Origin of the sequence: Pseudomonas sp. A-RE-19 (genome assembly GCF_019956555.1) — a bacterium.
In the GTDB taxonomy this organism is placed as follows: Bacteria; Pseudomonadota; Gammaproteobacteria; order Pseudomonadales; family Pseudomonadaceae; genus Aquipseudomonas.
Map to the genome: position 1 here is coordinate 28,612 of NZ_JAHBDQ010000071.1, position 25,326 is coordinate 53,937.

The following is a 25,326-nucleotide window of genomic DNA, read 5'->3' on the forward strand; positions in this document are numbered from 1 at the left end:
ATGAAAAAGTTTTTCAAGAAAGTCGGCGCATTCCTGCGCCAGACCTGGGTCTGGACCCTGCTGCTGGTGCTGTTCGTCGCGCTGCTGGTGTGGTTCGTCGGGCCGCTGCTGGCGGTCAATGACTACAAGTTCTGGGAAGGTTCGACCTCCCGCCTGCTGACCATCAGTGTGCTGTTCCTGATCTGGGGCCTGACCATGGTCTTCGTCAGCTGGCGCGCCGGTGTGCGCAAGAAGGCCATCGAAGACACCGAAGACGGCCAGGACCGTATCCGCCGTGAAGAGCTGATCGACGAAGAGCAGAAAGAGCTTCGCGTGCGCTTCAAGGATGCGTTGAAAACCCTGAAGACCTCGAGCCTGTATCGCGGCCGCAGCGAGCGCTGGCGCAGTGATTTGCCGTGGTACTTGCTGATCGGCCCGCAGGGCAGCGGCAAGACCAGCCTGCTGGACTTCTCGGGCCTTGAGTTTCCGATCAACAAGATCGACCGCAAGCTGACCCGCGACACCCTCGGCACGCGTCATTGCGACTGGTATTTCGCCGACCACGGCGTGCTGATCGACACCGCCGGGCGCTACCTGACCCAGCCGGATGTCGAAGTCGATGGCAGCGCCTGGAGCACCTTGCTCGAGCTGTTGCGCAAGCGTCGTCGCAACCGTCCGTTGAACGGCGTGCTGGTGACCATTCCGGTGGAAACCCTGCTGTGCCCCGACGAGAAAGACCTCGACACCCTGGCCCGTCAGGTGCGTGCGCGCCTGCAAGACGTGCATCAGAAACTGCACGTCGATGTGCCGGTTTATCTGGTCCTGAGCAAGGCTGACAAGCTGCTCGGTTTCGACGAGTTCTTCGATCAGCTGACTCGCGAAGAAAGCGATCAGGTACTCGGCACCAGCTTCCGCAAAGAGCAGAGCGGTACGGACGTGGCCGTGTTGCGCGCCGAGTTCGAAGAGCTGCTGCGTCGTCTGAACAGCCAGGTGATCATGCGCATGCACCAGGAGCGCGACACCCAGCGCCGTGGTCGCATCCTCGACTTCCCGCATCAACTGGGGCAGATCGGCGAGCGCCTGTGCCTGTTCGTCGACATGGCATTCACCGGCAACCGCTATCAGCGTGTCAGCCAGTTGCGCGGTTTCTACCTGACCAGCGCACCGCACCTGACTCAAGAGATGGACCAGACCACCGCTGGCATCGGCGCGAACCTGGGCATGAACGCTGGCGTGCTGCCGACCCTGCGCAGCGGCCGTTCGCGATTCATCCACCATTTGCTCAGCCGGGTGATTTTCCCCGAGGCCGATCTGGCCGGTCTGGACAAGCGCGAGCGCAGCCGCATCCATTGGGGCCAACGTGCCCTGTACGTGGGCGCACTGGCGGCACTGGCGCTGTTCGGCATGCTGTGGGCGGGCGGTTTCTCGGCCAACTATGAGCGTCTGGAAAACCTGCGTTCCCTGGCGCAAAACTGGAATCAGCAACGCTCGGCCCTGACCGCGCGTGATGACTCCATGGCGGTGCTCAAGACCCTCGACACCAGCTACGCGGCGACCCAGGTCTTCCCGAACAAAGGTGACGTGTCGTACCACGAGCGCGGCGGCCTTTACCAAGGCGAAGACGCCAACCCAGTGGTCAAGAGCGCCTACGAGCGTGAGCTTGAAGCGCAACTGCTGCCACGGGTTGCGACCCTGCTGGAAGGGCAGATCCGCGCCAACATGAATGACCGCGAACGCCTGCTCAACAGCCTGCGTGCGTACCTGATGCTGAACATGAAAGATCGCCGCGACGCCGCGTGGCTCAAGGATTGGGTCGCCACTGACTGGTCCCTGCGTTACGCCGGCAACACCGCGGTGCAGAACGGCTTGAACACCCACTTCGAGCGCTTGCTCAAGCAGCCGTTTATCTACCCGCTGAACGATCAACTGGTAGCTCAGGCCCGTCAGGTGCTACGCAGCGAGTCGCTGGCCAACGTGGTTTACCGGATGCTGCGCGAGCAGGCCCGTAATCTGCCGGAATACCGCCTGAGCCAACACATCGGCCCGCAGGGTTCGTTGTTTGTCGGCACCGATTACGTGATCCCGGGGTTCTACACCCAGCAAGGCTATCAGCAGTACTTCTCGGTGCAGGGCACTGCGCTGGTTACCGATATCCTGCGTGACAACTGGGTGCTGGGCGAAGGCTCGGGCATCAGCGGCATGGACTTGCGTCGCCTGATGGTCGAACTGGAGCAGCTGTACTTCCGCGACTACGCCAACTTCTGGAGCGAAGCGGTCGGCCAGGTGGCATTGCCACCGATCAACGACGCCGGTGAAGGCGCCGAGCAACTGGCGGCTCTGACTTCCGCCAACTCCCCCGTGCTGCAACTGCTGGTGGAAGTGCGCGAGAACACCCGTTTCCCGGTCATCGCAGACAGCGCGGATCAAGCCGCCGATGCGGCTGACAAGCTGGGCGAGAAGGGCGGCAAGTTGGGCAAACTCGCTGCGGCTGCCGCGGACAAAGCGTCGGACATGGCCAAGAATTTGCCGGACACCGCGAAGAAATCCCTGCAGCGTCGCTTCGAACCGCTGCACCGTTTGCTGGATGACAACAACGGCCCGGCCGCTGATTTGACCCCGGCCCTGCAAGCACTCAACGACCTGCAACTGCAACTGTCGAGCCTGGCCCGTGCCAGCGCGCCAGAGCAGGCTGCGTTCGAAATGGCCAAGACCCGCATGAGCGGCCAGCGTGATGCGCTGAGCAACTTGCGCAACGCGTCGAACCGTCTGCCGCGTCCGGTGAGCGTGTGGTTCAACGTGCTGGCTGAAGACACCTGGCGTCTGGTGCTCAACGATTCCTACCAGTACCTGAACCAGCGTTATCAGAGCGAGCTCTACAGCTTCTACGGCAAGGCGATCAACAAGCGTTACCCGTTCAGTGCCCACAGCACCAGCGACGTTGCGATCAGCGACTTCCGCGAGTTCTTCAAGGCCCAGGGCATCGCCGATCGGTTCTTTGATACCTACATGCGTCCGTTCGTCAGTGGTGATCCAGGCAACTACCGCCTGCGCAGCATTGACGGTCACAGCATGCCGATCTCCAAGGTCTACCTCGACCAGATGGCCGCGGCACAAGTGATCCGCCAGAGCTTCTTCTCGATCAACCCGGCCGAGCCGCAAGTGCAATTCAAACTGGAGCCGTACACCCTCGACCCGGCCGTCAGCCGTTCCGAGTTCAAGTTTGGCGACAAGACCATTGAATACCGTCATGGCCCGATCGTGCCGGTGTCGTTCAAATGGCCGACCGACGCTGAAGACGGTCGCACCAGCCTGGTCCTCGACAAAATGGCCGGCCGCCCGATCGGCATCGAGAAGAACACTGGCCCGTGGTCGCTGTTCCGTCTGTTCGACCTGATGCAAACCGAGTACCTGACCGGTCGCGACGTGCTGGTGCTTAAAGCTGACGTGGGTGGCCTGCGCGCCAACTACTTGCTGTCGAGCCAGCGCACGCCGAACCCGTTCGACATGGGCGTACTGCGTACCTTCCGTATGCCGGTGCAGCTCTGATGCTGGTTGCCAGTCCCTGGCGCAGCGCTGCGCGTACCGATCCGGGCAAGGTTCGGGCGCGCAACGAAGATGCTTTCCTCGACTGTCCACAGCAGGGGCTGTGGGTGGTCGCGGACGGCATGGGCGGTCATCAGGGTGGCGACATCGCCAGCCAGTTGATCGTCGCCAGCCTGGCGGAACTGCCGGTGCAGGACGACTTCGACGAACGACTCAAAGGTATTCGCCAGTGCCTGCACTGGCTCAACCGCCGCTTGGGTCAGGAGTTGACCGTCACCGCCGGGCGCCATGACAGCATCATGGGCAGCACCGTGGTGGCGCTGCTGGTGGAAGGCAATCGCGCGGCCTGCATCTGGGCCGGCGACAGCCGCTGCTACCTGTGGCGCGGCCAGCGTTTGTATCAGCTGTCCAAGGACCATTCGCTGCAACAGCAACTCATCGACGAACAGAACATGAGCGTCGAGCAAGCCAAGGCTCATCCTGCCGCCCATGCCCTGACCCGTGCGGTCGGTGCTGCCGAGCAACTGACCCTGGACGTGCTCGAACTCGAGGTCTATCCCGGCGATGCGTTTCTGTTGTGCAGCGACGGTTTGTATCAAGGGCTGACGAGCGATGCCCTGGGCAACGCGCTCAGCCTGACCGCGCCGCACGTTGCGCTGGAGCGTCTGTTCGACGGCGCCTTGCGTGGCTCGGCCCGGGACAATCTGACTGCCGTGGTGATCCGCCAATGACTGAACTCATGCCACCGATCGACGACCTGCTGGTGACCGAGGAAGAAGCCAATAACCTGACTTACTTTGCGTTCGCCAAGCCTCTAAACGGAAAGCCGCATCAGGCCGAGCCTGCGCTGACGCCGACCAGGGCCAGCGTTGGTGAGCTGCCCGACGTGCTGGGGGGGCGTTACCGCATCGAGCGCCTGCTCGGTGCCGGTGGCATGGGCGCGGTTTACCGTGCACGGGACTTGCTGAGCGAACAGTTCGGCGACCCCGACCCTTACATCGCGCTGAAAATCCTCAGCGAAGAATTTGCCGAATCGCCGGACGCCAGCGCCTTGCTCTACAGCGAGTTCGCCCTGACCCGACGACTGCGCCACGATAACGTGCTGCGTTTTCACACCTTTGAAGTGGACACCGACTGCCAGCGTGCCTTCATCACCATGGAACTCATGCGTGGGCTGACCCTGGACAAATTACTCTGCGAGCGGCCCCTGGGCCTGCCGTGGAAAGAACTGCGTGACATCGCGCTGCCGCTGCTCGACGCGCTGGCCTACGCCCACGCTCGCGGCGTGCTGCACGGCGACATGAAGCCGAGCAACGTCATGCTCAGCGAAGAAGGCGTGCGCCTGTTCGACTTCGGCCTCGGCCAGGCGCAAGAGGGCATCTTGCCCGGCCTGCCGCACCTGAGCCGCAACCGCTTCAACGCCTGGACCCCCGGCTACGCCGCCCCCGAACTGCTCGAAGGCCAGCCGCTGTCGGCCAGCGCGGACGTGTACGGCGTGGCCTGCGTGCTCTACGAACTGGCGGGCGGCAAACACCCGTTCCGCCGCTTGCCCTCGACCGAGGCCCGCGACGGCCAACTCGAGCGCGAGCTGCACGCCCCTCGAAATCTACCGAAACACTGCTGGCCAGCCCTGCGAACGGCGCTGGCTTTTGATGCGGCCAAGCGCACCATCACCGCCGCCCAATTGCGTGACGCCATGGGCGCCACTTCGTCTTTGCTGCAACGCCTTCGACTGCGGGCGTAACGGATGACTACCGAACAGGGAGCAAACAATGTTTAACCCAGCTAACGAAACGCATTTCAGCCTGACCGTTGAAGACTACGTCGGCGACCTGCAAGTGTTGTCGTTCACCGGCACCGAAGGCATCAGCCAGCCGTATCGCTTCGACCTGGAACTGGTCAGCGAAAACCCGGACCTGGACCTGGAAAAGCTCCTGCACAAGCAGGCGTTCCTCGCATTCGACCCAAAGGGTTCCGGCATCCACGGCCAGATCTACCGCGTCGCCCAAGGTGATGCCGGCAAACGCCTGACCCGCTACAAAGTCTCCCTGGTGCCGCACCTGCAATACCTGCATCACCGCACCAACCAGCGCATCTATCAGCAGATGTCGGCGCCGAAAATCATCGCGCTGATCCTCGAAGAACACGGCATCAAGGGCAACGCCTACAAATTCCAGTTGAGCCAGCCGTGCCCGGACCGCGACTACTGCGTGCAATACGACGAAACCGACCTGCACTTCGTCCAGCGCCTGTGCGAAGAAGAAGGCATTCACTACCACTTCCAGCACAGCGAAAAAGCCCACCTGCTGGTGTTCGGCGACGACCAGACCGTGTTCCCGAAACTCGGCCAGCCCACCGCCTACGTCCAAGGCAGCGGCATGGTCGCCGACGAGCCAGTGATCAAAGGCTTCAAACTGCGCCTGGAAACCCGCACCGGCCGCGTCACCCGCCGCGACTACGACTTCGAAAAGCCCAACCTGCGACTTGAAGCGGCGTACAAACCCGACGGCGAAAGCACCGAACCGGACCTGGAAGACTACGACTACCCCGGCCGCTTCCTCGACCGCGCGCGCGGCAAATTCCTCAGCCAACGCGCCCTCGAACGCCACCGCGCCGACTACCAGCAAGCCGAAGGCCACGGCGACCAGACCACCCTCGTCAGCGGCCACTTCGTGGAAATGTCCGACCACCCGCGCACCGAGTGGAACGACCTCTGGCTGCTCACCGAAATCGTCCACGAAGGCAAGCAGCCGCAAGTGCTCGAAGAGTCCGTGACCAGCGACACCACCGACAACAAAGACGACTTCCACCAGGGCTACCGCAACCGCTTCCTCGCCACCCCATGGGCCGTGTTCTACCGCCCGGCCCTGGAACACCCCAAACCCCGCGTCCTCGGCAGCCAGACCGCCATGGTCACCGGCCCCAAAGGCGAAGAAATCCACTGCGACCAATACGGCCGCATCAAAGTGCAATTCCACTGGGACCGCGAAGGCCTGGCGGATGACAAAACCAGCTGCTGGATGCGCGTTTCTTCGAGTTGGGCTGGGGATCGATATGGCGCGATCGCCATTCCGCGTATTGGCATGGAAGTGCTCGTCACCTTCCTCGAAGGCGATCCCGACCAACCGCTGGTAACCGGTTGCCTGTACCACAAGGAAAACCTCGTTCCCTACGACCTGCCCGCGAACAAAACCCGCACCGTATTCAAAACCCTCAGCTCACCGGGGGGCGGTGGGTTCAATGAATTGCGGATTGAAGACAAGAAAGGGGCGGAGCAGATCTTTATTCATGCCCAGCGGGATTGGGATGAAAACATTGAGCATGATCAGAAGATTCGGGTGGGGAATGAACGCCACGATACCGTGGAGAAGAACACCTACACCGAGCTGAAGGCTGAAGAACATCGGACCACGATTGCTGATCGCAAGACTGAAGCGCGGATGGATGATCACCTGACGATTGGGCAGAACCAGCATGTGAAGTTGGGGACTGCGCAGCTGACCAGTGCCGGGAAGGAAATACATCTCAAGGCTGGGGACAAAATCGTCATCGAAGCCGGGATGGAGCTCACGATTAAGGCTGGGGGGAGTTTTATCAAGCTCGATGCGGGTGGGGTTACCGTGGTTGGGCCGGTGGTGAAGATTAATGCTGGTGGGTCGGCGGGGAGTGGGACCGGGATTGGGATTAAGCCGCCGGTGCTACCGGGGGCTGCAGATAAGGATAAGGCGGGGAGTTTGATGGATCAGGCGTTGGGGAATTCGCCCGAAGAGCAGATCAAACGCAAACCAAAACGAATGCTCAATTTTTCTGGTTAATCGACATAGACGGCAATCCAAGCCACCAGGGATCAGGATTTAGGTAATTGGTAATGACTGAAACAACAAGCAAAGTAGAGAAATGGTCGTATCCCCTGAAAGTAGGGACAGCAGAAGCGACGGATCCACAGCAGTTTTATAAGGCGCTGGCGAAGGCGAAGGATGGTTACTATCCATTAGGTGCCAACGGTCTTTGGCATGGCGGTGTTCACTTTGATGAAGACACCGGTTTGGTGAGTAATCTGACGGAGGTCAGGTGCATCGCAGACGGTGAAGTAGTGGCTTATCGGATTGACGAGGCATACCCCAAATCAGACTTCGGTTCGACGCATTCTGTTTTTTCAACAGGATTCGTCCTGGTCAAACACCGTCTGGAAGTTCCCATGCCTCCGGCACCAGCACCTGCCTCCGGTACGCCACCTGCGGTACCTGGGCCAAGTCTGACGTTTTTCAGTCTGTACATGCATTTGCTGGACTGGAATACCTACAATTCTCCCCCCGCGACCCCCGCGCTAGGCCGGCCGGCCTTCTGGAGCGGTGGTACGTGGAAGGTCAAGGCAACGGCTAATGACAAGCTTCTGGGGTTGAGGGTTCGGCAGGAGCCACGGGGAAAGCCTGGTTACGGCACTGTGTTAACCGTATTACCCCGCGGCACGGTCGTTGAAACAGGCGAAGAAGATCACGGATGGCTAAAGGTGGTGAGTGTTACTCCTGTTGATGCCAGTCTTCTTCCGGGAACCGGTTGGGTGTTCAAGAGACAAATGACGGCTGGTACAACACCCAATAGCTACGTTATCGGTGACGCTGCGAAAGATGAAATGAACCCGCCTCAAAAAGGCCTTGCCGTTCATGTAACGAATAACCGGACAAGCGCTATAAAAGCAATTCTACCGATTGGAACTCAGGTGAAAATCGGGAGTGACGGGACAAGTGGTAGGTATCAAAAGTTGCTAGAAATTGTTGGCGGTAGTGCTGTCCCTGCGCTGACCGCAACCAATGGCGTGCTCGGCTATGTTTCGACCGCAATGCTTGAAATGAAGAGTGAGCCGGCCGAAAAAAATACTGTCCATGTGCTGGAGCGCCCATTTCCGTTAAAGGCTGGGAGCCTGATTGGTCATGTAGGGAAATATCAGAACCACTCTGACCCCGCCCCCAAAAACCTGCTGCATCTGGAAGTTTTCAGTTGTGAGGACGTCAAGGCATTCACCAATCTGAGCAAGGAGAAGGCTACAGGTTTGCTAGCAGCCGAAAAAACACTGCTCAAGATTTCCAAAGGCAGCGTTTTGGTCACTCATGTACAAGGAATGAGCGCGACAAACCCACCTAAAGTGACGGACCCTCACAAGATAGTTGGATACGATTTTTTGGTGCCTGTCGGAGTACTTGAAGCGTTGCCTGCGGAGAAAAGAATTAAGGTGCCTGTCGTCATGGGGGGAGCTACCACCTACACGCTTTGGTGGCGTTTGGACGGGTTGCTTGGTGATGCCGACGGGAATGAAATCAACGGTTGGTTTGCGGAGCCGGATACTACTTTGTCACGCCACTCGCCCTTTGAGTGGGAAAGCTTCAGTTTTATTGAAGAAACCGTCAGCAATGTGGACCACTTGGCTGCCTTTCTTCATGCACAGGAAAACCTTAATGAAGAGGAGCGAGCAACTTATTTGCCTAATGTCGGAAACGCTAACGACGGTCCTGCGAAGCAGCAGTTGTATAAAATACTGGACAAAAATGGCGATAAAAAGCTGACCCCTTTGGAAATAAAAGAAGCCATAGGTAAGCCTTGGTTCTCTCAGCCTATCTCTCAGATGGTTACGCGCTACGAGAGCGAGTGGCAATACAAACAAGAGAAGTGGGATGCCCTGGATGAGCTAATGGGGCACAGCGACTCGGATCCACATAAGGGGTGGGTTGAAGAGAAGGCGCGGATTGAACGTTTGAGTTGGTGGGATAAACTGATTGGAAAGCATGGAATAACCAGTGATATTAATATTCAACATGTTCATCCAGTTGGGCTAGTCTCAAATTTTCTGACAATAGCATCACCTAGTGTTTGTAAGAAATGCGGGAAAAATATCGCTTTGACACCGCAGTTTATGAGGAAGGTTGTGGCTCCATCGGTATCGGATGCCTTTATTAGCAGTTTTGTCGAAACGGCTAATGCGCAATTTGCGAAATATGAAGTTACTACTTGCACGCAGGTCGCGCTAATATTAGGGCAGGGAAAAGTCGAGACTGGTAGATTCACAAAATTTAGAGAGAGCTTGAACTATTCTCGTGCGACTTTTACTCCTGCTATTTTGTTTGCCTTAGCGCCAACGGCAATCAACAATGGATTTGTCCGTAAAGGGTTAAATCTTACTAATCAGCAGAAATTGCAATATATAGATGATCATTTGTTGGGTAATGATCCTGCATATGGAAAACACAGTTTTGGTAGTAGCGATTATCCAGATAACGACTATCGAGGCCGTGGTCTTCTGCATTTAACACATTATGAAACCTACAGGAGATGTGCCAATGCTATTGGCGTAAGAATCGATGCGACACCATTATTAGCTGAAACCGATGTCTATGCGATCGTTGCGTCGGGTAGCTGGTTCTGGAAGCAGAATAATATTGGAACTATTGCAGATAATGCTTCGTTAGATATTGATTTGAAAATTAAGAAAGTGACAAAAGTAATTAATACCGGGCTTGATCAGCTTGCTCTTAGGAATACCTATAGCAAAGAGATCATGGTCTTAATAAATAGCGATTTTGGTGGGTGTGCTGGATGATATCTCAGAACGTTATGCGCGTATTTTTTGCCGTTGTTCTTTTGGTTGCTCCTTACGCTTTCGCGTGCGATGCCCCTAAAGATTTGACTTATCCGCCGTTTTCGGTAGATGGAGGCTTTATTGTTGTTAGCCCGATTCCAGTGCTTGAGGATGAGGGTAAGCAGAATCCGGAGATGGGGCTTGGCATAAGTTTTCTGAACTGTTCCACCGGTACGCTGAAACTTGTCGCGCGGTTGCCTTATGTTGCGGATCCAGGCGAAGTTCGAGATATTTTTACTGAAAAAGTAGCGAGTGGTGAGAATGAACTATTCGTCATTCATAGTGCGCCGATTCATGCGTTTACCGGAGTAAGTTACGGAAGTGACTACTTCAGTGTTATGGTTTTCCATAAAGTGGGTGAGGGTTACTCTGCTGATAAGGAGTTAACAGGCTACTTTGGAAGTGGAGCCGACGTTTTGTCTCCAGATGAGAATGAAGATAAGCGCATTTATACCTATCCATTTAAGACTCGAGATGTAATTGTTAGTCAGTTGTCATCTAAAAACTACCGTAGCTGGGCGAGTGGTGGCTTGCTTGATCTGGTTGTAAATAGGAAGACATTTATATATTCGTTGATGTCTCCGGCGAGCGTCACAAAAATGTATTTGATTAAGGGGGATAAAGTGAAGCAGGAGGCTATTTCAGCTGGCTGGGTTTCAATTTTGTATACAACGGCTAAGAAGAAAGAAATTCGAGGGTGGGTGCCATGTGAAAATGTCGATGGTTGCTAATGGTTTGGTAAAAGTCTCAATCATCTATTATGTTTAGATGCTTGATAATACTAAAAAGTCGTACTTTGCCCTGTGCTTTATTTTATTTGGGGTGAAGAACGTGAAAGGGGGTGGATGTATTGTCTCAATCCATTCACACCTACTCGTTACTTTTTTGGTTGCCTGTCTTGCGATCGTAATTGCAGATTATCTAAGGTAAATCCTCGTTTTAGTGTGTTTCAAAAATGAACAAAAAGTATGAAAAAATTTTTCTGGTGTCGATAAGTTTGTTTTCCTCTGTGGCTAACTGTGCAGTAATTGCTGAGAGCTATTGCTTCGAACTGTCCACTAAAGTTCTGATTTAGAGCCTTTACGACCAAGTCAGAAAAAATAGCCAGGTGGTTTCGTCAAGTACGCCATATCGAACGTCCCTATTTCTCTAGCGTTGATAGCTTCCCAAAGCGAAGTATTCTACCCGGAGGCACCTTGGAAAAAGACGTAAATGGGGCGAGTTTATTTATGAGGTAGGTTTAACCATCGATATATAAAATATATACTCAGTGTTTGATTTTCATTGTTTTTTTCAACAGTTTTTTGTTTGAGTAGGTTGTTATAATGCGTAAATTTTATTTTTTGTTATTGGTATTTATGCTTTGTAGGGTCTCCGTGGCTCAGGATGATAGCCTCTATCTGCGAGGGACGGTAGTAGATGGACCCTATAAAACGACTGTTGTCGAAAATGCGGAGTTATCGGTTTTGGAAACGGGAGATGCGGAGTATCCCGTGTCTTTAGTCCTCGATGTGAAAAACAACAATGGAGTATCTGATAGGCGGTTAGTTGATAAATATGATATTGCTGGTTCGCCACCTAAGGTCGAATCGATATTTTTTTATCCGGTTCAGGATGTAAATAATGTCTTTGTTTTGGTTTCTTGGGAACTTAACCACAGAGGCATTGGTACCTACGGTACTCTGTATCAGGTCTATGCTTATGCACGAAGTAGTAATGGTAGGTTGATCTCAAATCAATTGATTCAGGCTAATAGGTACTTGAGCGGAATCGATGGCTTTAGTGAGGGTGTGCCACAAACGTTTGCTTATAAAGATGCGGCCTCAATAAAGGCATATGTAAAGAAGCACCTTAATACGCCATAACCCCTTACGAAGGGTGTATTAAAAAACTACAAGGATGATTGGGATGAATCAGTTTGTCAGGCTCATTGTTGGAGCAGTGTTTAGTGGCCTGCTAGGTTTGCCCACTGCGTTTGCGCAGGATGATTGCAACGAGATCACCGTAAGCGAGCAAATTGATAGATGTTCTGATGTCGCGAAGAACGCTGCCGATTCACAGTTGAATACGAGTTACCACCAGCTGATGGCTCGACTCGAAACACAGTTTCGAGTCGAGCCCGACACAGGGACGGCGTATACGGCGAAGGTCAAAGAAGCACAGCGTGTGTGGATAAAACTGCGCGATGCGAATTGTCCGCTCGAAGCGTTTGAGATTAAGCCTGGCACGTCCGCCTATGTAGCGACGGTGAACAATTGCATCGCAAGAATGAGCCGCGAGCGCACAGTCTTTCTGGACAATATTGCGCCCGACATCTTGAGTGGTTCAGCTGTTGGGCGAGGGGCAGACGTCTCGTGTCCATCCCAGAACTTTGCTCAGTTTCTGCCGGCGTTCTCCGCCAGTGCTGAGTCTCAGAAGCGCCTCACTGCGCTGGCGGTGAAGATACTGGTGTTGAAGCGAACAGAAGACCCGGGCCGATTTGAACCTCTTATTACTGCGGAGACGGGCTCCGGTTTAGCGTTTCCGTTGATGGCTGCGATGGGGGAAGGTAAGGCTGAAGGGGTTGAGATCGAACCAGTCGACAACCGTCACGTTAACGTTGTGGATAAACGGGCAGGCAACAGCAACATCAAGATTTTTAACTTTTCTCGAAAGGCGTGCTGGGCGCTTGTGGGTGTTGAAGACTGGTCGATCAGCGAGAAAGAGCTTGTAGTATCCAGTAAGCCCGGAATGAGCCGTACTGAGAACTTCTGTTATCAACGTGCAGAGGGTTTGGGTGGTTTAGGTGCGCTTGAACAATACCGGCTGACTAAAGAATTGCATGAAGCGTCCTTGGAAAATTATGTATGTGCTGCAGAGTCGGGTGATCCACAGGCGAGTCTGTCGGCGGCAAGCTTGAGTCTTTCGCAGATGGCACCTCAGTTGGAAACGAGCAAGCTTGAGGCTCTGTTTAAAGCGGCGGCGACGACATTGCCGACTGGGGCATTGGGTCTCTCCCTTTTTTATTGTAACGGTAACTCCACCGACTATGACGGCCCCTGCCAGCACCCCGAGCAGGCAGAAAGGGAGATCATTCGTGCGGTTTCCATGGGGTCTACAGATGCGATGAACTCTCTGGCTTCCTATTTTGAGAGTGGCGACTTAGGAACGAAGGATATGTCCCGGGCGTTGGCCTGTTATCAATTGTCAGCTAACAAAGGTAATCAGGTGGGTATCAACAACGTGGGGCGCTTGGGATCGCAAGGCACAGAATCGATCAAGGCCAGTCACTGCATTTAAAGCTTCGAGTGCAGACGTGACCAATGCATTTGAATGAAAGAAGGGGACGTTAAGTCCCCTTCGTATTTTTGCTACGCCTTAGCCCGATACTCCGCCGGATTCGGCGAATCAATGTGATCCAGCGCTCGCTCCACCAACAACCGAACCCCATCTGCCAATCTGCTTAGCGCCAAGGCTAAGGAGCGCCGTTCTCCATCAACATCGTTGGCCAGGTTGGCAGCGATGGCGCTGATGGACAGCAGGTCTTCCGAGGCGTTGGCCAGGAGGGCTTCGGTGTCGATGTCGGGGGAGACGGTGAAGAGTTTGCCTTTGCGTTTGGGTTTTTCGTTGGGTGGTGGGGCGAAATGGTGGTCGAGGGCGCGTTCGGCGGCTTCGTGGAGTTTCTTCGAATCGAGGGATTCGTAGGGGGATGTGGCTTCGTTTTCTGGTGGATTGGGTGTTGGCTTGATCATAGGTGTTATCCCGTAATTATGGAGCCGACACCATTTCGCTTGCACTTCGAAAGAGGTGGCAGCTGTGCATAGGTGTGCAAGACCGGCGGGATTACCCGGCAGACCCGAAGGTCTCCCATACACAACTGCCATAACGGTTCGCGAGCATAGGAAAATGCTCGATGAATTGCCATAACCATTGTGTATCCCGCCGGACTTGCACGTCCGAGTCACCGATTTTGCGGTGACGAACAGAGGTTATCGGTGAAGGTGATGGCTGCCTAGTTCATGAACAGCCCGGCGTTTTGAAGGAAATTTCCCAGAGGTTTGAGGGCATCAAGATCAAAAGATCGCAGCCTTCGGCAGCTCCTACAGAAATGTGTTTCTTCAGGTGTAGGGCGGGTGTTGGGGTGTGACGCGGAGCGTCATGGGATGTATTACCACACGGGAGCGTGGGTACGATCAAGGTGGAGGCGGGGAAAGCGTGACTTGGCGGTCATCATGCGGGAAAAGCGGTTCATCTTCTTCTAACGCAACCCCATGGTGGCGTTCCGGCTTGAAGCGGCTACACTGCGCCAGCCGTTCATTTTTCTTTTGAGGCTATGCGTATGAAATTTCGTTTTCTTTTGTGGATGCTGGGTTTGTTGATGGGTAAGGCCAGTCGGACTAATCCTGCGTTTCAGCAGCAGTTGGGTGACAAGGCGCTTGTATTCCAACTACAGACCCTGGACGGGAAAGTGGCGCGGCATTTCTTTGTGAAGGATCAGCGCATTACCAGCAAGTCGGGCGTGTATGCCGAGCCGGCGTTTGCGATTGCCTTTAAAGACGCGGCGTATGGTTTTGCCACGATGCAGGCGAAGAACAAGCAGTTGGCGTTTATGACGGGGATTCAGGACAAGTCGATTCAGATCAAGGGCAACGCGGCGTTGGTGATGTGGTTTCAGGGGTTGACCAAGTATTTGAAACCGAGAAAGAAGCCTGTCGCCATCCGTTGATTCAAACGCGGGTCATCGTAGAGTTGGCTCGGTAAGCCATGGATATGTCCAGTGAGGACAATAGAACTGTCATTACTGATAGGTGCTTTGCGGCGTCTATGCATGCTCCACTGGGTGTTCATAGTCTCTAACGGACTGTCAATCGCCTTGATGGAGCAAGAACATGGATTATGCACAATCAACAAAAGAAGCGGGTACGTTGGATCCTACTTTCGGGGATAACGGAATGGTGCTCCTGCCGCTACCAGGAATCAGCGGCTACATACCAAGCGCTTTTCATGCTTCGCCTGATAAGAAATTACTTATTGCGTTGCGAGCAAACGTTTCAGAGAAGGTTCCAGCCAAAGTAGTTCGGGTGAATGAGAATGGAACAATAGATACAACGTTCGGCATCGAGGGTGCGGCTAACGTGCCTTTAGAGGATGACTTATGGTTAGTACCGAGCGCGCTGTATCCGGCGCAAAGCGGTGGGTGGATCATTACTGGCACTGCCATTCGCGCAACGGAAGAGGGAGAGGATAATCCCGATCTGGCTGTTATAAAGCTCAAGGATGATGGTCAATTAGATGACGCCTTCGGAACAAGAGGTAGGCTCATCATCACTATTGCTGATCTCGGACTTGAAGCAGCAAGTGGCGTCAAATTTAAGCCTCGTAGGGATGCCGAGAAAGCGAGTGACGACGCTATGGTGGCAGGTACTATCGGTGGGGCTGATATTCGGTTGCAAGACGACAAGATTGTATTGGTCAGTACTGTTTTTTTTGGATTCGACAATTTGAGAGGGCTGGTGCTACGTCTTCATTCAAATGGCAAGTTCGATACGAGTTTCAACAAGACTGGTTTTGTGTTCATCGAAGTCCCTGATCATCCCGCTGCTACTAATTATGCTCACGGCGTGAAAGTTCAGCCTGATCTCAAAGTACTGGTTTGTGGCAATGTTTTCAGGAGCGAAGGCGAGTATCCAGACGCTTATTTAATGCGCTATAACCGAGACGGTACTGTCGACACTACGTTTGGGGCCGCTAAGAATGGAGTGGTGATTATCTCCGATAGCAAAAAATGGCTTGAACTTTATTCGATAGCACTCAAGCCAGATGGCGGAGTCGTCGCTGCAGGTCACTCTGCCATGGATAAGGCGTTAATTATCGCCCTTGACGCCAACGGTAGCTTCAATCTTGCGTTCAATCAGGGGCAGCCTTTGTTCTCTGGCTTTTTGAGGAACCTTTCTTGGTTTCGGTCCATCTTGCAGCAAGACGGAAAAATCATAACCGTTGGGGTAAGTAATTCGGCACAGTTCCCCACCAATGCTGCAACGGTTACTGCGCGTTTTGATGCTCACGGCAAGCTGGATGAAACCTTTGCGGGGCAAGGCTGGACTTTGATCGATAAGGAGCTCAGCCATGCTATATACCGGGATTCTGCGCTGATGCCGGATGAGCGCTTGGTTGTGTGCGGTTTTTTTATGGGTGCTGCTTCGGGGTATGTGGCACGTTATCTGGGAGGAGAGTCAGTTCGATAGCATCGGCGGGAAGGCCAAGTCTAAGGCTTGAGCTTCTTCAGGTAGGCTGAGGTGAATTCTTCGCGGGCAAGCCTCGCTCCTACAGGGTTTTGGTGGCCCGTAGGAGCGAGGCTTGCCCGCGAAGCTTTTAGGCTTGGCTGAATTGTGAGGTGTCAACACCGGTTGAAAACTGACCCACCCCGGCGATGTTTGAAGTCTGTTTATAGTCGTGATGAAGCCGTTTCTCTTGGCACCACCTGACCCGATTTTCAGCTTGTCCTTCGGTCGGGGGATTCAGGACAAGTCGATTTAGATCAAGGGTAATCCGGCGTTGGTGATCTGGTGAGGGTTAGAAGTTCGTGGCTCGATTAGTCGGTAATGTGGCTCAGGATGACTATTAAACTGTCATTTATGTCAGGTGATATCCGTTTAGTCGCCGTGCTTCACTGTGGTTGATGGTCCTTGATGGACAATTTTCTCAACACGATGGAGCGCGGTCATGACTCAGGCACAGCAAGCAGCGGGCACTCTTGATCCGGCCTTTGATATGAATGGCGTGGTCACACTGCCGTTCGGCGACGTAGTTGGCAGCATTCCCGCTGCCGTTCTCGCCCTGCCCGATAACAAATTACTCGTCGCGGTAGCCACCACTAAGCCACAGAACGCCCCCGCCAAGATTGCACGGCTGGAAGAAGACGGCAGCCTCGACCATACGTTCGGTATTCAGGGCATCGTTGAAATCCCTTTTGATAACGGAACGTGGTTTTCGCCCCGTCACCTGCATCCGCTGACGAATGAAGGATGGCTGATCACGGGTACTGCCGAGCGCGAAACGGAGCCAGACCGTGTGGATATGGCGGTCGTGCGCCAGCTCAAGGACGGCACGCTGGACACCACCTTCGGTAAGGACGGTAAAGTCACCCTCAACATCAATGACCTTATCGGCCCGTCTTCTGGTGCGCGTATCCTGACCCACCGCCATGACAAAAAAGGTGACGACAAGTTAGCTGAAAGCGCAGGTGGTGTCGGTGCGACCGCCATCGCTAAACAGGACGGAAAGATTGTTCTGGTCAGTACCGTTCTTTTTGAGTTCAACAATCTGAAAGGGATTGTGATTCGACTGAACAAGGATGGCTCGCTGGACACGAGCTTCAACCTCAAAGGCTTCTTACTGGTTAAGTTACCGGGCATCGAGCATGTTTGGAACCAAGCTTCCGGTGTGGCCGTCCAGCAGGACGGCAAAGTTCTGGTATGTGGTGATTTCAGCAGAGAGCGCTCAGGTGAACGGCCTGGTGCTTATGTAATTCGCTATGACCAGGACGGTTACGTCGATGCGGGTTATGGCGACAATAAGAACGGCGTTGTGACCATCATTGACAGCAGTCGATGGCTTAATCTTGGCTCAATGGCCTTGAAGTCTGACGGTGGGGTTGTAGCAATGGGGAGCGCAGAAAGCGATCGCCGCCGCGAGGGACTGATTGCCTCGCTAAACCCCAGCGGAAGTTTCAATCTTGTTTTTAACAACGGCAAACCACTGTTCTCCAATCTCACGGAGCACGGTGTTTCCTGGCAGTGTTGTGTTCTGCAAACTGATGGAAAGCTGGTTGTCAGTGGCCAAGGTGGAGGCGTGTATGTTGACGAAAATAGTTCGGTCGTGACTGCGCGTTATGCTCCCGATGGCTCTCTGGATGTGGAGTTTGCGGGTAAAGGATGGGCAGTCATCAACGATGAAAGCGGTATCGATTTGTTCAGGGGGGGCACAGCTATGGCGGATAATCGGGTGGTTGTTAGCGGTTATGTCGCCTTTGGTCCTATGCCTCCTCCGGGGTATGTGGTGCGCTACCTGGCTTGAGGTCGTCAGTTATACCGAGGTGGATTCTTCGCGGGCGAGCCCGCTCCCACAGGGATCGACTAAATCCTGTGGGAGCGAGGCTTGCCCGCGAAGCTTTTCAGGGTTGGCTGAATTGCGAAGCCAGTTCGCGCAGCAGAACTTCCGCTTCAAGCACTTTGCTGACGACGTCGTTAGCTTTGTCGCGAGTCAAGCCAACACGCTCCAGCAACGCATCCGGAATGTCTTCATCCGGCCCAGACCCAATCCCGCGACTACGTAGCAAACGCACCGCCAGGCATACAAGATTCGGATACTCGGCGTAGTCGCCGTCGTAGCTCGGGTCGTGCTGGAAGCGCAGGGCGGTGGCCAGTTCTTCGGGCATGTCCCAGTAGCGCATCAGCCATGAGCCGATCTGTTCGCGGCTGATGCCTAGCAGGTGTTGTTCCACGTAGCTGTGGCACAGGTGCGGGTTGACCTCCAGGTGGCGGCAGATCAGCGAGAAGTGCGGCGGGAAGACGTGGGCCAGCAACAAGTAGCCGAAGTTGTGCAGCAGGCCGGCGAGGTAGGTCAGGCCGGCTTCCGGGCGCTGGGCGCGGGGCATGGCGCGGGTCAGGCCTTCGATGACGGCGGCGGTGTAGATCGATTGCTGCCAGTACGGCGTGGTGTGTTGCGGGTGGTCTTTGGGCAGGCTCAGGGTTTTGCCCAGGGCCAGGCCCAGCGCCAGGTTGATCACCAGGTCGAAACCCAGCACCCGGACGATCGCGTCTTCCACTGAACGAATCTTGCCCGGCGAGGCGTAGTACGGCGACGCTGCCCAGCTGACGACTTGTGCGGCCAGGGCCGGGTCGGTTTCGACCACGCCGGTGATGTCGTCGATGGTGGCGTTGGGGTCGACCCGCAGTTTGATGATTTTCTGCGCGGTCTCGGCCAGCGGCGGAATCTCGATGGTCTCTTCCAGGCGCTGCTGAATGCGCCGCGCGGTGAACGCTTGCACGGCCTGGGTGATTTCCTCGCGGTCATCGTGAGGGCGGTCGAGGTTCGGGCGGATGCGGGTCACGGCTTCGCCGAAATTGCCGGCGCTGGCCTTGGTGAGCATGGTTTTGAAATCGTCGCTGGTGATTTCCAGCAGCACGCCCGGCTCGCCCGAGTTGATCAGCAACTTCGGTTCGCGCAGCAGGCTTTCTTCATACAGGCACGGTGAGCTGGTGAGTGCCGGCAGGCCGGGCAGCAGGCTCAGGCTGTGTTTGCCGAGCATCTTTACCTGGCGTTCGGTGGGTACAGCCGTCAACCGGCGGCCAGTGAGTTCGGCGAGGCGGTTGAGGTCCAGCAATTGGTTCTGGGGAAACAGCACCATGAGTGCGCCGACGGCATCGTCCAGCAAAACGGCCTGCACTTTGCGCGCGGCGTTCAGGCCGTGATGGTCGAGGACTTCTTCATAGGCGATGCCCAGCTTGCCGAGCAGCAGTCGAATAACAGACGGAGCGTGCGGGGTTTCGGGGGCGAGGGCAGCTTCTGTCATGGTCTGTATCCGTTTTCAAACAATTGCAGGAGTATAACCAGCTTGTTTAAAGGCAGGGTCCAGAAACTGCGACAGTGCTCACACTTGGCCGTATTGCTGCCCATGGCGTAGCCAGCGATCGAGCAGCGGGCTGACGTGATCCGGCCAGCGCTCGAGCAACGCCTGGGCGGCATCGCGCACGGCGGGCAGCAAATCGGCGTCGCGCATCAGGTCCGCGACCTTGAATTGCAGCAGACCGGTCTGGCGCGTGCCGAGCATTTCGCCGGGGCCGCGCAGTTCGAGGTCTTTTTCAGCGATGACAAAACCGTCGTTGGTTTCGCGCATGATGCCCAGCCGCTGACGGCCGATCTGCGACAGCGGCGGATGGTAAAGCAGCACGCAATGGCTGACGGCGCTGCCCCGACCGACACGGCCACGCAGTTGGTGCAGCTGCGCGAGCCCGAGGCGCTCGGGGTTTTCGATGATCATCAGGCTGGCGTTGGGCACGTCGACGCCGACTTCGATCACCGTGGTGGCGACCAGTAGTTGCAGGTTGCCGGCCTTGAATTCGGCCATCACCGCAGCTTTCTCGGCGGGCTTCATGCGGCCGTGGATCAAGCCGACTTTCAACTCGCCGAGGGCGGCGGTGAGGTCTTCATACGTGGTTTCGGCGGCCTGACAGGTCAGCTCTTCAGACTCTTCGATCAGCGTGCACACCCAATAGGCCTGTCGCCCTTCGGCACAAGCGCCGCGCACCCGTTCGATCACTTCAACGCGCCGGGTGTCGGTGACCAGCACCGTGTTTACAGGCGTACGGCCGGGCGGCAGCTCGTCGAGGATCGAGGTGTCGAGGTCGGCGTAGGCGCTCATGGCCAGCGTCCGGGGAATCGGCGTGGCGGTCATGATCAACTGGTGCGGACACATCCGCCCGCCGACGCCTTTCTGCCGCAATGCCAGGCGCTGCTGCACGCCGAAGCGGTGTTGTTCGTCGATGATCGCCAGCGCCAGGTTCTTGAACTGCACTTCGTCCTGGAACAGCGCGTGGGTGCCGACCACCATGGGCGTACCGTTGGCGATTTGCTCCAGCGCGGCGACGCGGTTTTTGCCCTTGAGCTTGCCGGCCAGCCACGCGACTTCAATGCCCAGCGGTTCGAGCCAGCGCTTGAAGGTGATGAAGTGCTGCTCGGCGAGAATTTCAGTGGGCGCCATCAATGCGACTTGGTAACCGGCCTCCAGCGCCTGAAGCGCGGCGAGGGCGGCGACCACGGTTTTGCCGGCGCCAACGTCGCCTTGAATCAACCGCAGCATCGGCTCGTGCTGACTGAGGTCGTAAGCGATTTCGTTGCCGACCCGTTGCTGGGCGCCGGTCGGCGTGAAGCCGAGGTTGGCCAAATACTGAGCGGGCAGCTTGGTGGCTTTCGGCATGGCCGGCGCGCGCAGGGCACGCATGCTCTCGCGCAGGCGCTGCTGAGACAGTTGATGGGTCAGCAGTTCTTCGAAGGCCAAACGGTGTTGGGCCCAGTGATGACCGAGGGCGAGTTCGTCGACATCGGCATCGGCGGGCGGGTGATGCAGGTAGCGGATCGCATCGGCCAGCGGCGCCAGTTGATAGTCCCGGGCCAGTTCGGTCGGCAGCCAGTCGGGCAGGCTGCTGGGGCCGAGCAGGGTCAGGGTTTGCATGCACAGTTGGCGCAAACGCTGCTGGGTCAGGCCTTCGGTGAGCGGGTAGACCGGGGTCAGGGTTTCATCCACCGGCGGCGGCTCGTCGCCGGTGATGGCGCGGTATTCCGGGTGGTAGATCTCCAGCCCCGACGCACCGGGCCGCGCCTCGCCGTAGCAGCGAATGCGCGTGCCGCGTTTGAGGCCTTCTTTCTGGGCGTTGCTGAAATGGTAGAAACGCAGGCTGAGCCCGCCGGTGCCGTCCTGCAGACGAACAACCAGACTGCGGCGCCGGCCCATGACCACGTCGGCGCCGCTGACGGTGCCTTCGATCACGGCGTCCTGGCCCGGTCGCAAATGGCCGATCGGGACCACACGGGTGCGATCCTGATAACGCAGCGGCAGGTGGAACAGCACGTCCTGGAGATTCTCCAGGCCGACCTTGGCCAGTTTCTCGGCCATGGCTTCGCCGACACCCTTGAGTGCCGTCACCGACACTTGCGACAACTCGGTCATGACAGCGACTTAACCGGCCACCACCGGCGCGGGCGGCTTGGCCACCGAGCACAGGCGAATGGAGTCGGCGAGGATTTCAATCGCTTTCGGCCGCGGGAAGCTCGCGCGCCAGGCGATGGCCACGGTGCGGAACGGCACGGGCGCGCTCAGTGGTCGCACTTCGATCACGCCGGGCGCGTAGTGATGGCTGTCCACCGCCGACAGCGGCAGGATCGAAATGCCCAGGCCGGAGGCGACCATGTGGCGAATGGTTTCCAGTGAGCTGGATTCCACCGTGGTGTGTTTGGCGCCGTCGTTGCCTTTGGCCAGGGTCGGGCAGGCTTCCAGCACTTGATCGCGGAAGCAGTGGCCTTCGCCGAGCAGCAGCAGGCTCTTGTCGTTGAGCAGGGCGGCGTCGATGGTTTCTTTTTGCGTCCACGGGTGCTGGGCCGGCATCAAGACGTAGAACGGCTCGTCGTAGAGCTGCAAGGTCAGCACGTCGGCTTCGTTGAACGGCAGGGCGATGATGATCGCGTCGAGCTCGCCGTTGCGCAGTTTGTCGCGCAGCACGTGGGTGAAGTTTTCTTCGATGTACAACGGCATCTGCGGGGCGACCCGGTGCAGTTGTGGAATCAGGTGCGGGAACAGGTAGGGGCCGACGGTATAGATCGCGCCGACTTTCAGCGGGGCGGTCAGCTGGTTCTTGCCGGCCTGGGCCAGTTCGCGGATGCCTTGGGCCTGTTCCAGGACTTTCTGCGCCTGGGCGACAATGCCTTCGCCGACCGGGGTCAGGCGCACGGCGCTCTTGCTGCGCTCGAAAATCAGCACACCGAGTTCGTCTTCAAGCTTTTTCACGCCCACCGACAGGGTCGGCTGACTGACGTGGCAACGCTCGGCCGCGTGACCGAAGTGCTGCTCTTGGGCGAGGGTAACGATGTAGCGTAATTCTGTGAGAGTCATAGCAAGCGTCCATGAAGTTGCGAGCCAAGCATACCGGCTGCAATCGATAGACGCACGTTATCAGACTGAATGTGCTGAGTGACACAGGGCAATGCGTGTTTGGCGTTTCCAGATATGCAAAAAGGCACCTTTTGGTGCCTTTTATGGTTGTTACATAACCCTGTGGGAGCGAGCCTGCTCGCGATGGCGGTTTAACAGTCAATGGAGATGTTGAATATTATGGCCTCATCGCGAGCAGGCTCGCTCCCACATTGGTTCGGCGGTGTTTTAACGGCGACGTTCCAGCGAGTAAACAAACGGTGCAGTAATCTCGATGGAGCCGTTGGTCAGCATATCAGCCGGTGGCTTGGGCAGCGGTCGGGCATCACGGATCATTTGCAAGGTGGCCCGGTCCAGATCGGCGTTGCCGGAGCGGTCCACCAGTTCGAATGACAACACATTACCTTCAGCATCCACCACGAAGCGCAGGCGGTTTAAACCTTCCTTGTTGCGCATCCGTGCAGCGGCCGGATATTTCTTGTGTTTGGCCAGATGAGCGAGCAATTCGCTTTGCCAGCTGGCCTTGGCCGCTTGCTGCGCCGGTGATGGCCCCGGTGCCGGCTGAGCGGATTTCTCCGTCGGTGCCTGGGTCGGTTGCGCGTCGCTCGGTTTTTCCTCGGAGGGTTTCTCCTTCGGCGGCTCCGGCTTTTTCTCCACAGGCTTGGGCGGTTGAGGCTTGGGCTTGGGTTTGACCGGTTTCGGCACGGCAATCTCGGCCTTCGGCGCTTCAGCGAGTTTCGGCAGCGGCAGCTCTTCCACTGGCGCCGGTGGCTGCGGCGGCGTGATCACTTTCGGTGGGGCGGGCGGTGGCGGGGCCGGAAGCGGCGCCAACTCGACCATCATCGCTTGCGGCGGCAGTTCGATCGGCGGGCGCGACGTCCAGTTCAGCGCCAGCGCAATGGCCAGCGCATGGACGCCCAGCACCACGGCCAGGCTCGCGCTGTAACGCGTCAGCTTTTGGCGCGTGTTGATCATTTCTTGACTGCCGTCTCGAGTCCGACCAGGCCTACCTTCAGGTAACCGGCGGCGCGCAGGGCGTCCATCACGCTCATCAGGTCGCCGTAGTCCACGCCTTTGTCGGCCTGGAAGAAGATCGTCGTGTCTTTCTTGCCCTGGGTCTTGGCGTCGAGTGTGGCGCCGAGTGCTGCGGCCGTCACTTCGTCTTCGCCGAGGAACAGGCGCTGATCGGCTTTGACGCTGAGGAACACCGGCTTCTCTGGCCGCGGCGCCGGTTTGGCGGTGGAGGCGGGGAGGTCGACCTTGATGTCCACGGTGGCCAGTGGCGCCGCCACCATGAAGATGATCAACAGCACCAGCATCACGTCGATGAACGGCGTGACGTTGATTTCGTGGTTCTCGGCCAGATCGTCGTCTGCGCCTTCTTTCAAATGCAGGCCCATGGCCGATTACCCCACTTTCACCATGTGCGGTTGCGAGCTGCGCTCGGTCGGCTGGTGGTCGAGGTCACGGCTGACCAGCAGCAGGACTTCTGCCGAGGCGTCGGACACTTGTGCCTTGTAACCGGCGATGGAGCGGGCGAAGACGTTGTAGATGACCACCGCAGGAATCGCCGCAACCAGGCCCAGCGCGGTCGCCAGCAGGGCTTCGGCGATGCCGGGGGCTACGACGGCGAGGTTGGTGGTCTGGGTTTTGGCGATGCCGATGAAGCTGTTCATGATGCCCCACACGGTGCCGAACAGGCCGACGAACGGCGCGGTAGAACCGATGGTGGCGAGCACGCCGGTGCCGCTGCTCATGTTGCGACCGCAGGCTGCGACGAGGCGCTCGAGGCGGAAGCTCACGCGCTCCTTGATGCCTTCCTTCTCGCGGCTGTTGGCCGACAGGCGCATTTCTTCCAGCGCGTCATGGACCAGCAGGTTGGCGAGGGTGCCTTCCTTGGCCGCTGTCGCGCTGGCTTCTTTAAGGGTGGCGGCTTTTTTCAGGTGGACGATTTCAGTGCGCAGACGACGTTTGGCGCCCATCAGCTCGAAGCCCTTGGCGATCCAGATGGTCCAGGTGATGATCGAGGCGATGGCCAGGCCGATCATCACGATTTTCACGATGATGTCGGCGTTCTGGTACATGCCCCATGGCGACAGGTCGTGGGCCATGCCCAGCGAGTTGTCTTCTTCCTGCGGCTCGTTCATCTTCTTCGCCGCTTCACCGAACTCGGCTAATGCTTTTTGTACTTCCGGAGGCAGGGACGAAGTATCGACACTGCCGTCAGGATTTCTCGGTACGTTCGGTGTTGCCTGGGCCGAAGGCTCATGGGCGGCGGGTACCGGGGCTTCATCAGCGAAGGCGGCGACCGGTGCGAGCATCAGGGTAAGCAGCAGGGCGGCCAGAGCACTCCAGGCGCGAGGTCGTTTGGTAGGCGAAGCGGGGAATTGATTGGGTGTCATGCTGGCCGGACCTGAGAAAGAAAAACAGTAGATGCTCTTCCAGGCCTCGTGAGGCCGAGAACAAAAGTGGCTGGCATTATTGCAAT

18 protein-coding genes are annotated in these 25,326 nt (G+C 56.8%); 11 read left to right on the forward strand and 7 right to left on the reverse strand.

Going from position 1 to position 25,326, the window contains the following annotated elements; genetic code table 11:
• The 8 genes from tssM (at position 1) to KGB14_RS26680 (ending at position 13,432) form a co-directional block, all read left to right on the forward strand.
• Positions 1-3,525, forward strand: a complete 3,525-nt coding sequence (gene tssM, locus KGB14_RS26645; RefSeq protein ID WP_223490323.1) for a type VI secretion system membrane subunit TssM — start codon at positions 1-3, stop codon at positions 3,523-3,525.
• Positions 3,525-4,253 carry a PP2C family protein-serine/threonine phosphatase gene (locus KGB14_RS26650; protein ID WP_223490325.1) on the forward strand — a complete coding sequence of 243 codons (729 nt, stop codon included), beginning with the start codon at positions 3,525-3,527 and terminating at the stop codon, positions 4,251-4,253. Before tssM ends, KGB14_RS26650 begins: the two co-directional genes overlap by 1 nt.
• Positions 4,250-5,266 (forward strand): serine/threonine-protein kinase, encoded by a 1,017-nt coding sequence (locus KGB14_RS26655; RefSeq protein WP_223490327.1) that lies wholly within the window; start codon positions 4,250-4,252, stop codon positions 5,264-5,266. The genes KGB14_RS26650 and KGB14_RS26655 overlap by 4 nt, the downstream gene beginning before the upstream one ends.
• A gap of 28 nt (positions 5,267-5,294) precedes the next feature.
• A complete protein-coding gene (locus tag KGB14_RS26660) occupies positions 5,295-7,337 on the forward strand; it encodes a type VI secretion system tip protein VgrG (protein WP_223490329.1) in 2,043 nt (680 codons plus the stop codon).
• Positions 7,338-7,390: 53 nt separating this feature from the next.
• Positions 7,391-10,114 carry a hypothetical protein gene (locus KGB14_RS26665; RefSeq protein ID WP_223490332.1) on the forward strand — a complete coding sequence of 908 codons (2,724 nt, stop codon included), beginning with the start codon at positions 7,391-7,393 and terminating at the stop codon, positions 10,112-10,114.
• The gene (locus KGB14_RS26670) at positions 10,111-10,884 is read left to right on the forward strand and encodes a hypothetical protein (protein ID WP_223490334.1); all 774 of its coding nucleotides are present in this window, start codon (positions 10,111-10,113) and stop codon (positions 10,882-10,884) included. Before KGB14_RS26665 ends, KGB14_RS26670 begins: the two co-directional genes overlap by 4 nt.
• 594 nt (positions 10,885-11,478) lie before the next feature.
• On the forward strand, positions 11,479-12,018 hold the full coding sequence (locus KGB14_RS26675) for a hypothetical protein (protein WP_223490336.1): 540 nt from the start codon (positions 11,479-11,481) through the stop codon (positions 12,016-12,018).
• A 43-nt stretch (positions 12,019-12,061) separates the two neighbouring features.
• Positions 12,062-13,432: a lysozyme inhibitor LprI family protein gene (locus KGB14_RS26680; RefSeq protein ID WP_223490338.1), complete on the forward strand. Its 1,371-nt coding sequence runs from the start codon at positions 12,062-12,064 to the stop codon at positions 13,430-13,432.
• Positions 13,433-13,503: 71 nt separating this feature from the next.
• Here KGB14_RS26680 and KGB14_RS26685 read toward each other — a convergent pair whose 3' ends face one another.
• A complete protein-coding gene (locus KGB14_RS26685; RefSeq protein WP_223490340.1) occupies positions 13,504-13,884 on the reverse strand; it encodes a DUF6124 family protein in 381 nt (126 codons plus the stop codon).
• A 587-nt stretch (positions 13,885-14,471) separates the two neighbouring features.
• On the opposite strand from KGB14_RS26685, the gene KGB14_RS26690 reads away from it, so the two are divergent.
• The 3 genes from KGB14_RS26690 (at position 14,472) to KGB14_RS26700 (ending at position 18,208) form a co-directional block, all read left to right on the forward strand.
• Positions 14,472-14,858 carry an SCP2 sterol-binding domain-containing protein gene (locus KGB14_RS26690; protein WP_223490342.1) on the forward strand — a complete coding sequence of 129 codons (387 nt, stop codon included), beginning with the start codon at positions 14,472-14,474 and terminating at the stop codon, positions 14,856-14,858.
• A gap of 163 nt (positions 14,859-15,021) precedes the next feature.
• Positions 15,022-16,377: a hypothetical protein gene (locus tag KGB14_RS26695; protein ID WP_223490344.1), complete on the forward strand. Its 1,356-nt coding sequence runs from the start codon at positions 15,022-15,024 to the stop codon at positions 16,375-16,377.
• A 478-nt stretch (positions 16,378-16,855) separates the two neighbouring features.
• A complete protein-coding gene (locus KGB14_RS26700) occupies positions 16,856-18,208 on the forward strand; it encodes a hypothetical protein (protein ID WP_223490346.1) in 1,353 nt (450 codons plus the stop codon).
• Between the two features lie 97 nt (positions 18,209-18,305).
• Here the strand turns inward: KGB14_RS26700 and KGB14_RS26705 are convergent, their stop codons facing one another.
• The 6 genes from KGB14_RS26705 to exbB all read right to left on the reverse strand — a co-directional run bounded on the left by KGB14_RS26705 (position 18,306) and on the right by exbB (position 25,240).
• On the reverse strand, positions 18,306-19,706 hold the full coding sequence (locus tag KGB14_RS26705) for an aminoacyl-tRNA deacylase and HDOD domain-containing protein (protein WP_223490348.1): 1,401 nt from the start codon (positions 19,704-19,706) through the stop codon (positions 18,306-18,308).
• 78 nt (positions 19,707-19,784) lie between these two features.
• On the reverse strand, positions 19,785-21,860 hold the full coding sequence (gene recG, locus KGB14_RS26710; protein WP_223490357.1) for an ATP-dependent DNA helicase RecG: 2,076 nt from the start codon (positions 21,858-21,860) through the stop codon (positions 19,785-19,787).
• Positions 21,861-21,869: 9 nt separating this feature from the next.
• The gene (locus KGB14_RS26715; RefSeq protein WP_223490359.1) at positions 21,870-22,799 is read right to left on the reverse strand and encodes a hydrogen peroxide-inducible genes activator; all 930 of its coding nucleotides are present in this window, start codon (positions 22,797-22,799) and stop codon (positions 21,870-21,872) included.
• Positions 22,800-23,066: 267 nt separating this feature from the next.
• Positions 23,067-23,813 carry an energy transducer TonB gene (locus KGB14_RS26720; RefSeq protein WP_223490361.1) on the reverse strand — a complete coding sequence of 249 codons (747 nt, stop codon included), beginning with the start codon at positions 23,811-23,813 and terminating at the stop codon, positions 23,067-23,069.
• Positions 23,810-24,238, reverse strand: coding sequence for a TonB system transport protein ExbD (exbD, locus tag KGB14_RS26725; protein WP_223490363.1), 429 nt, complete (start codon positions 24,236-24,238; stop codon positions 23,810-23,812). The genes KGB14_RS26720 and exbD overlap by 4 nt, the downstream gene beginning before the upstream one ends.
• A 6-nt stretch (positions 24,239-24,244) precedes the next feature.
• Positions 24,245-25,240, reverse strand: coding sequence for a tonB-system energizer ExbB (gene exbB / locus KGB14_RS26730; protein ID WP_223490365.1), 996 nt, complete (start codon positions 25,238-25,240; stop codon positions 24,245-24,247).
• Positions 25,241-25,326: the final 86 nt, after the last annotated feature.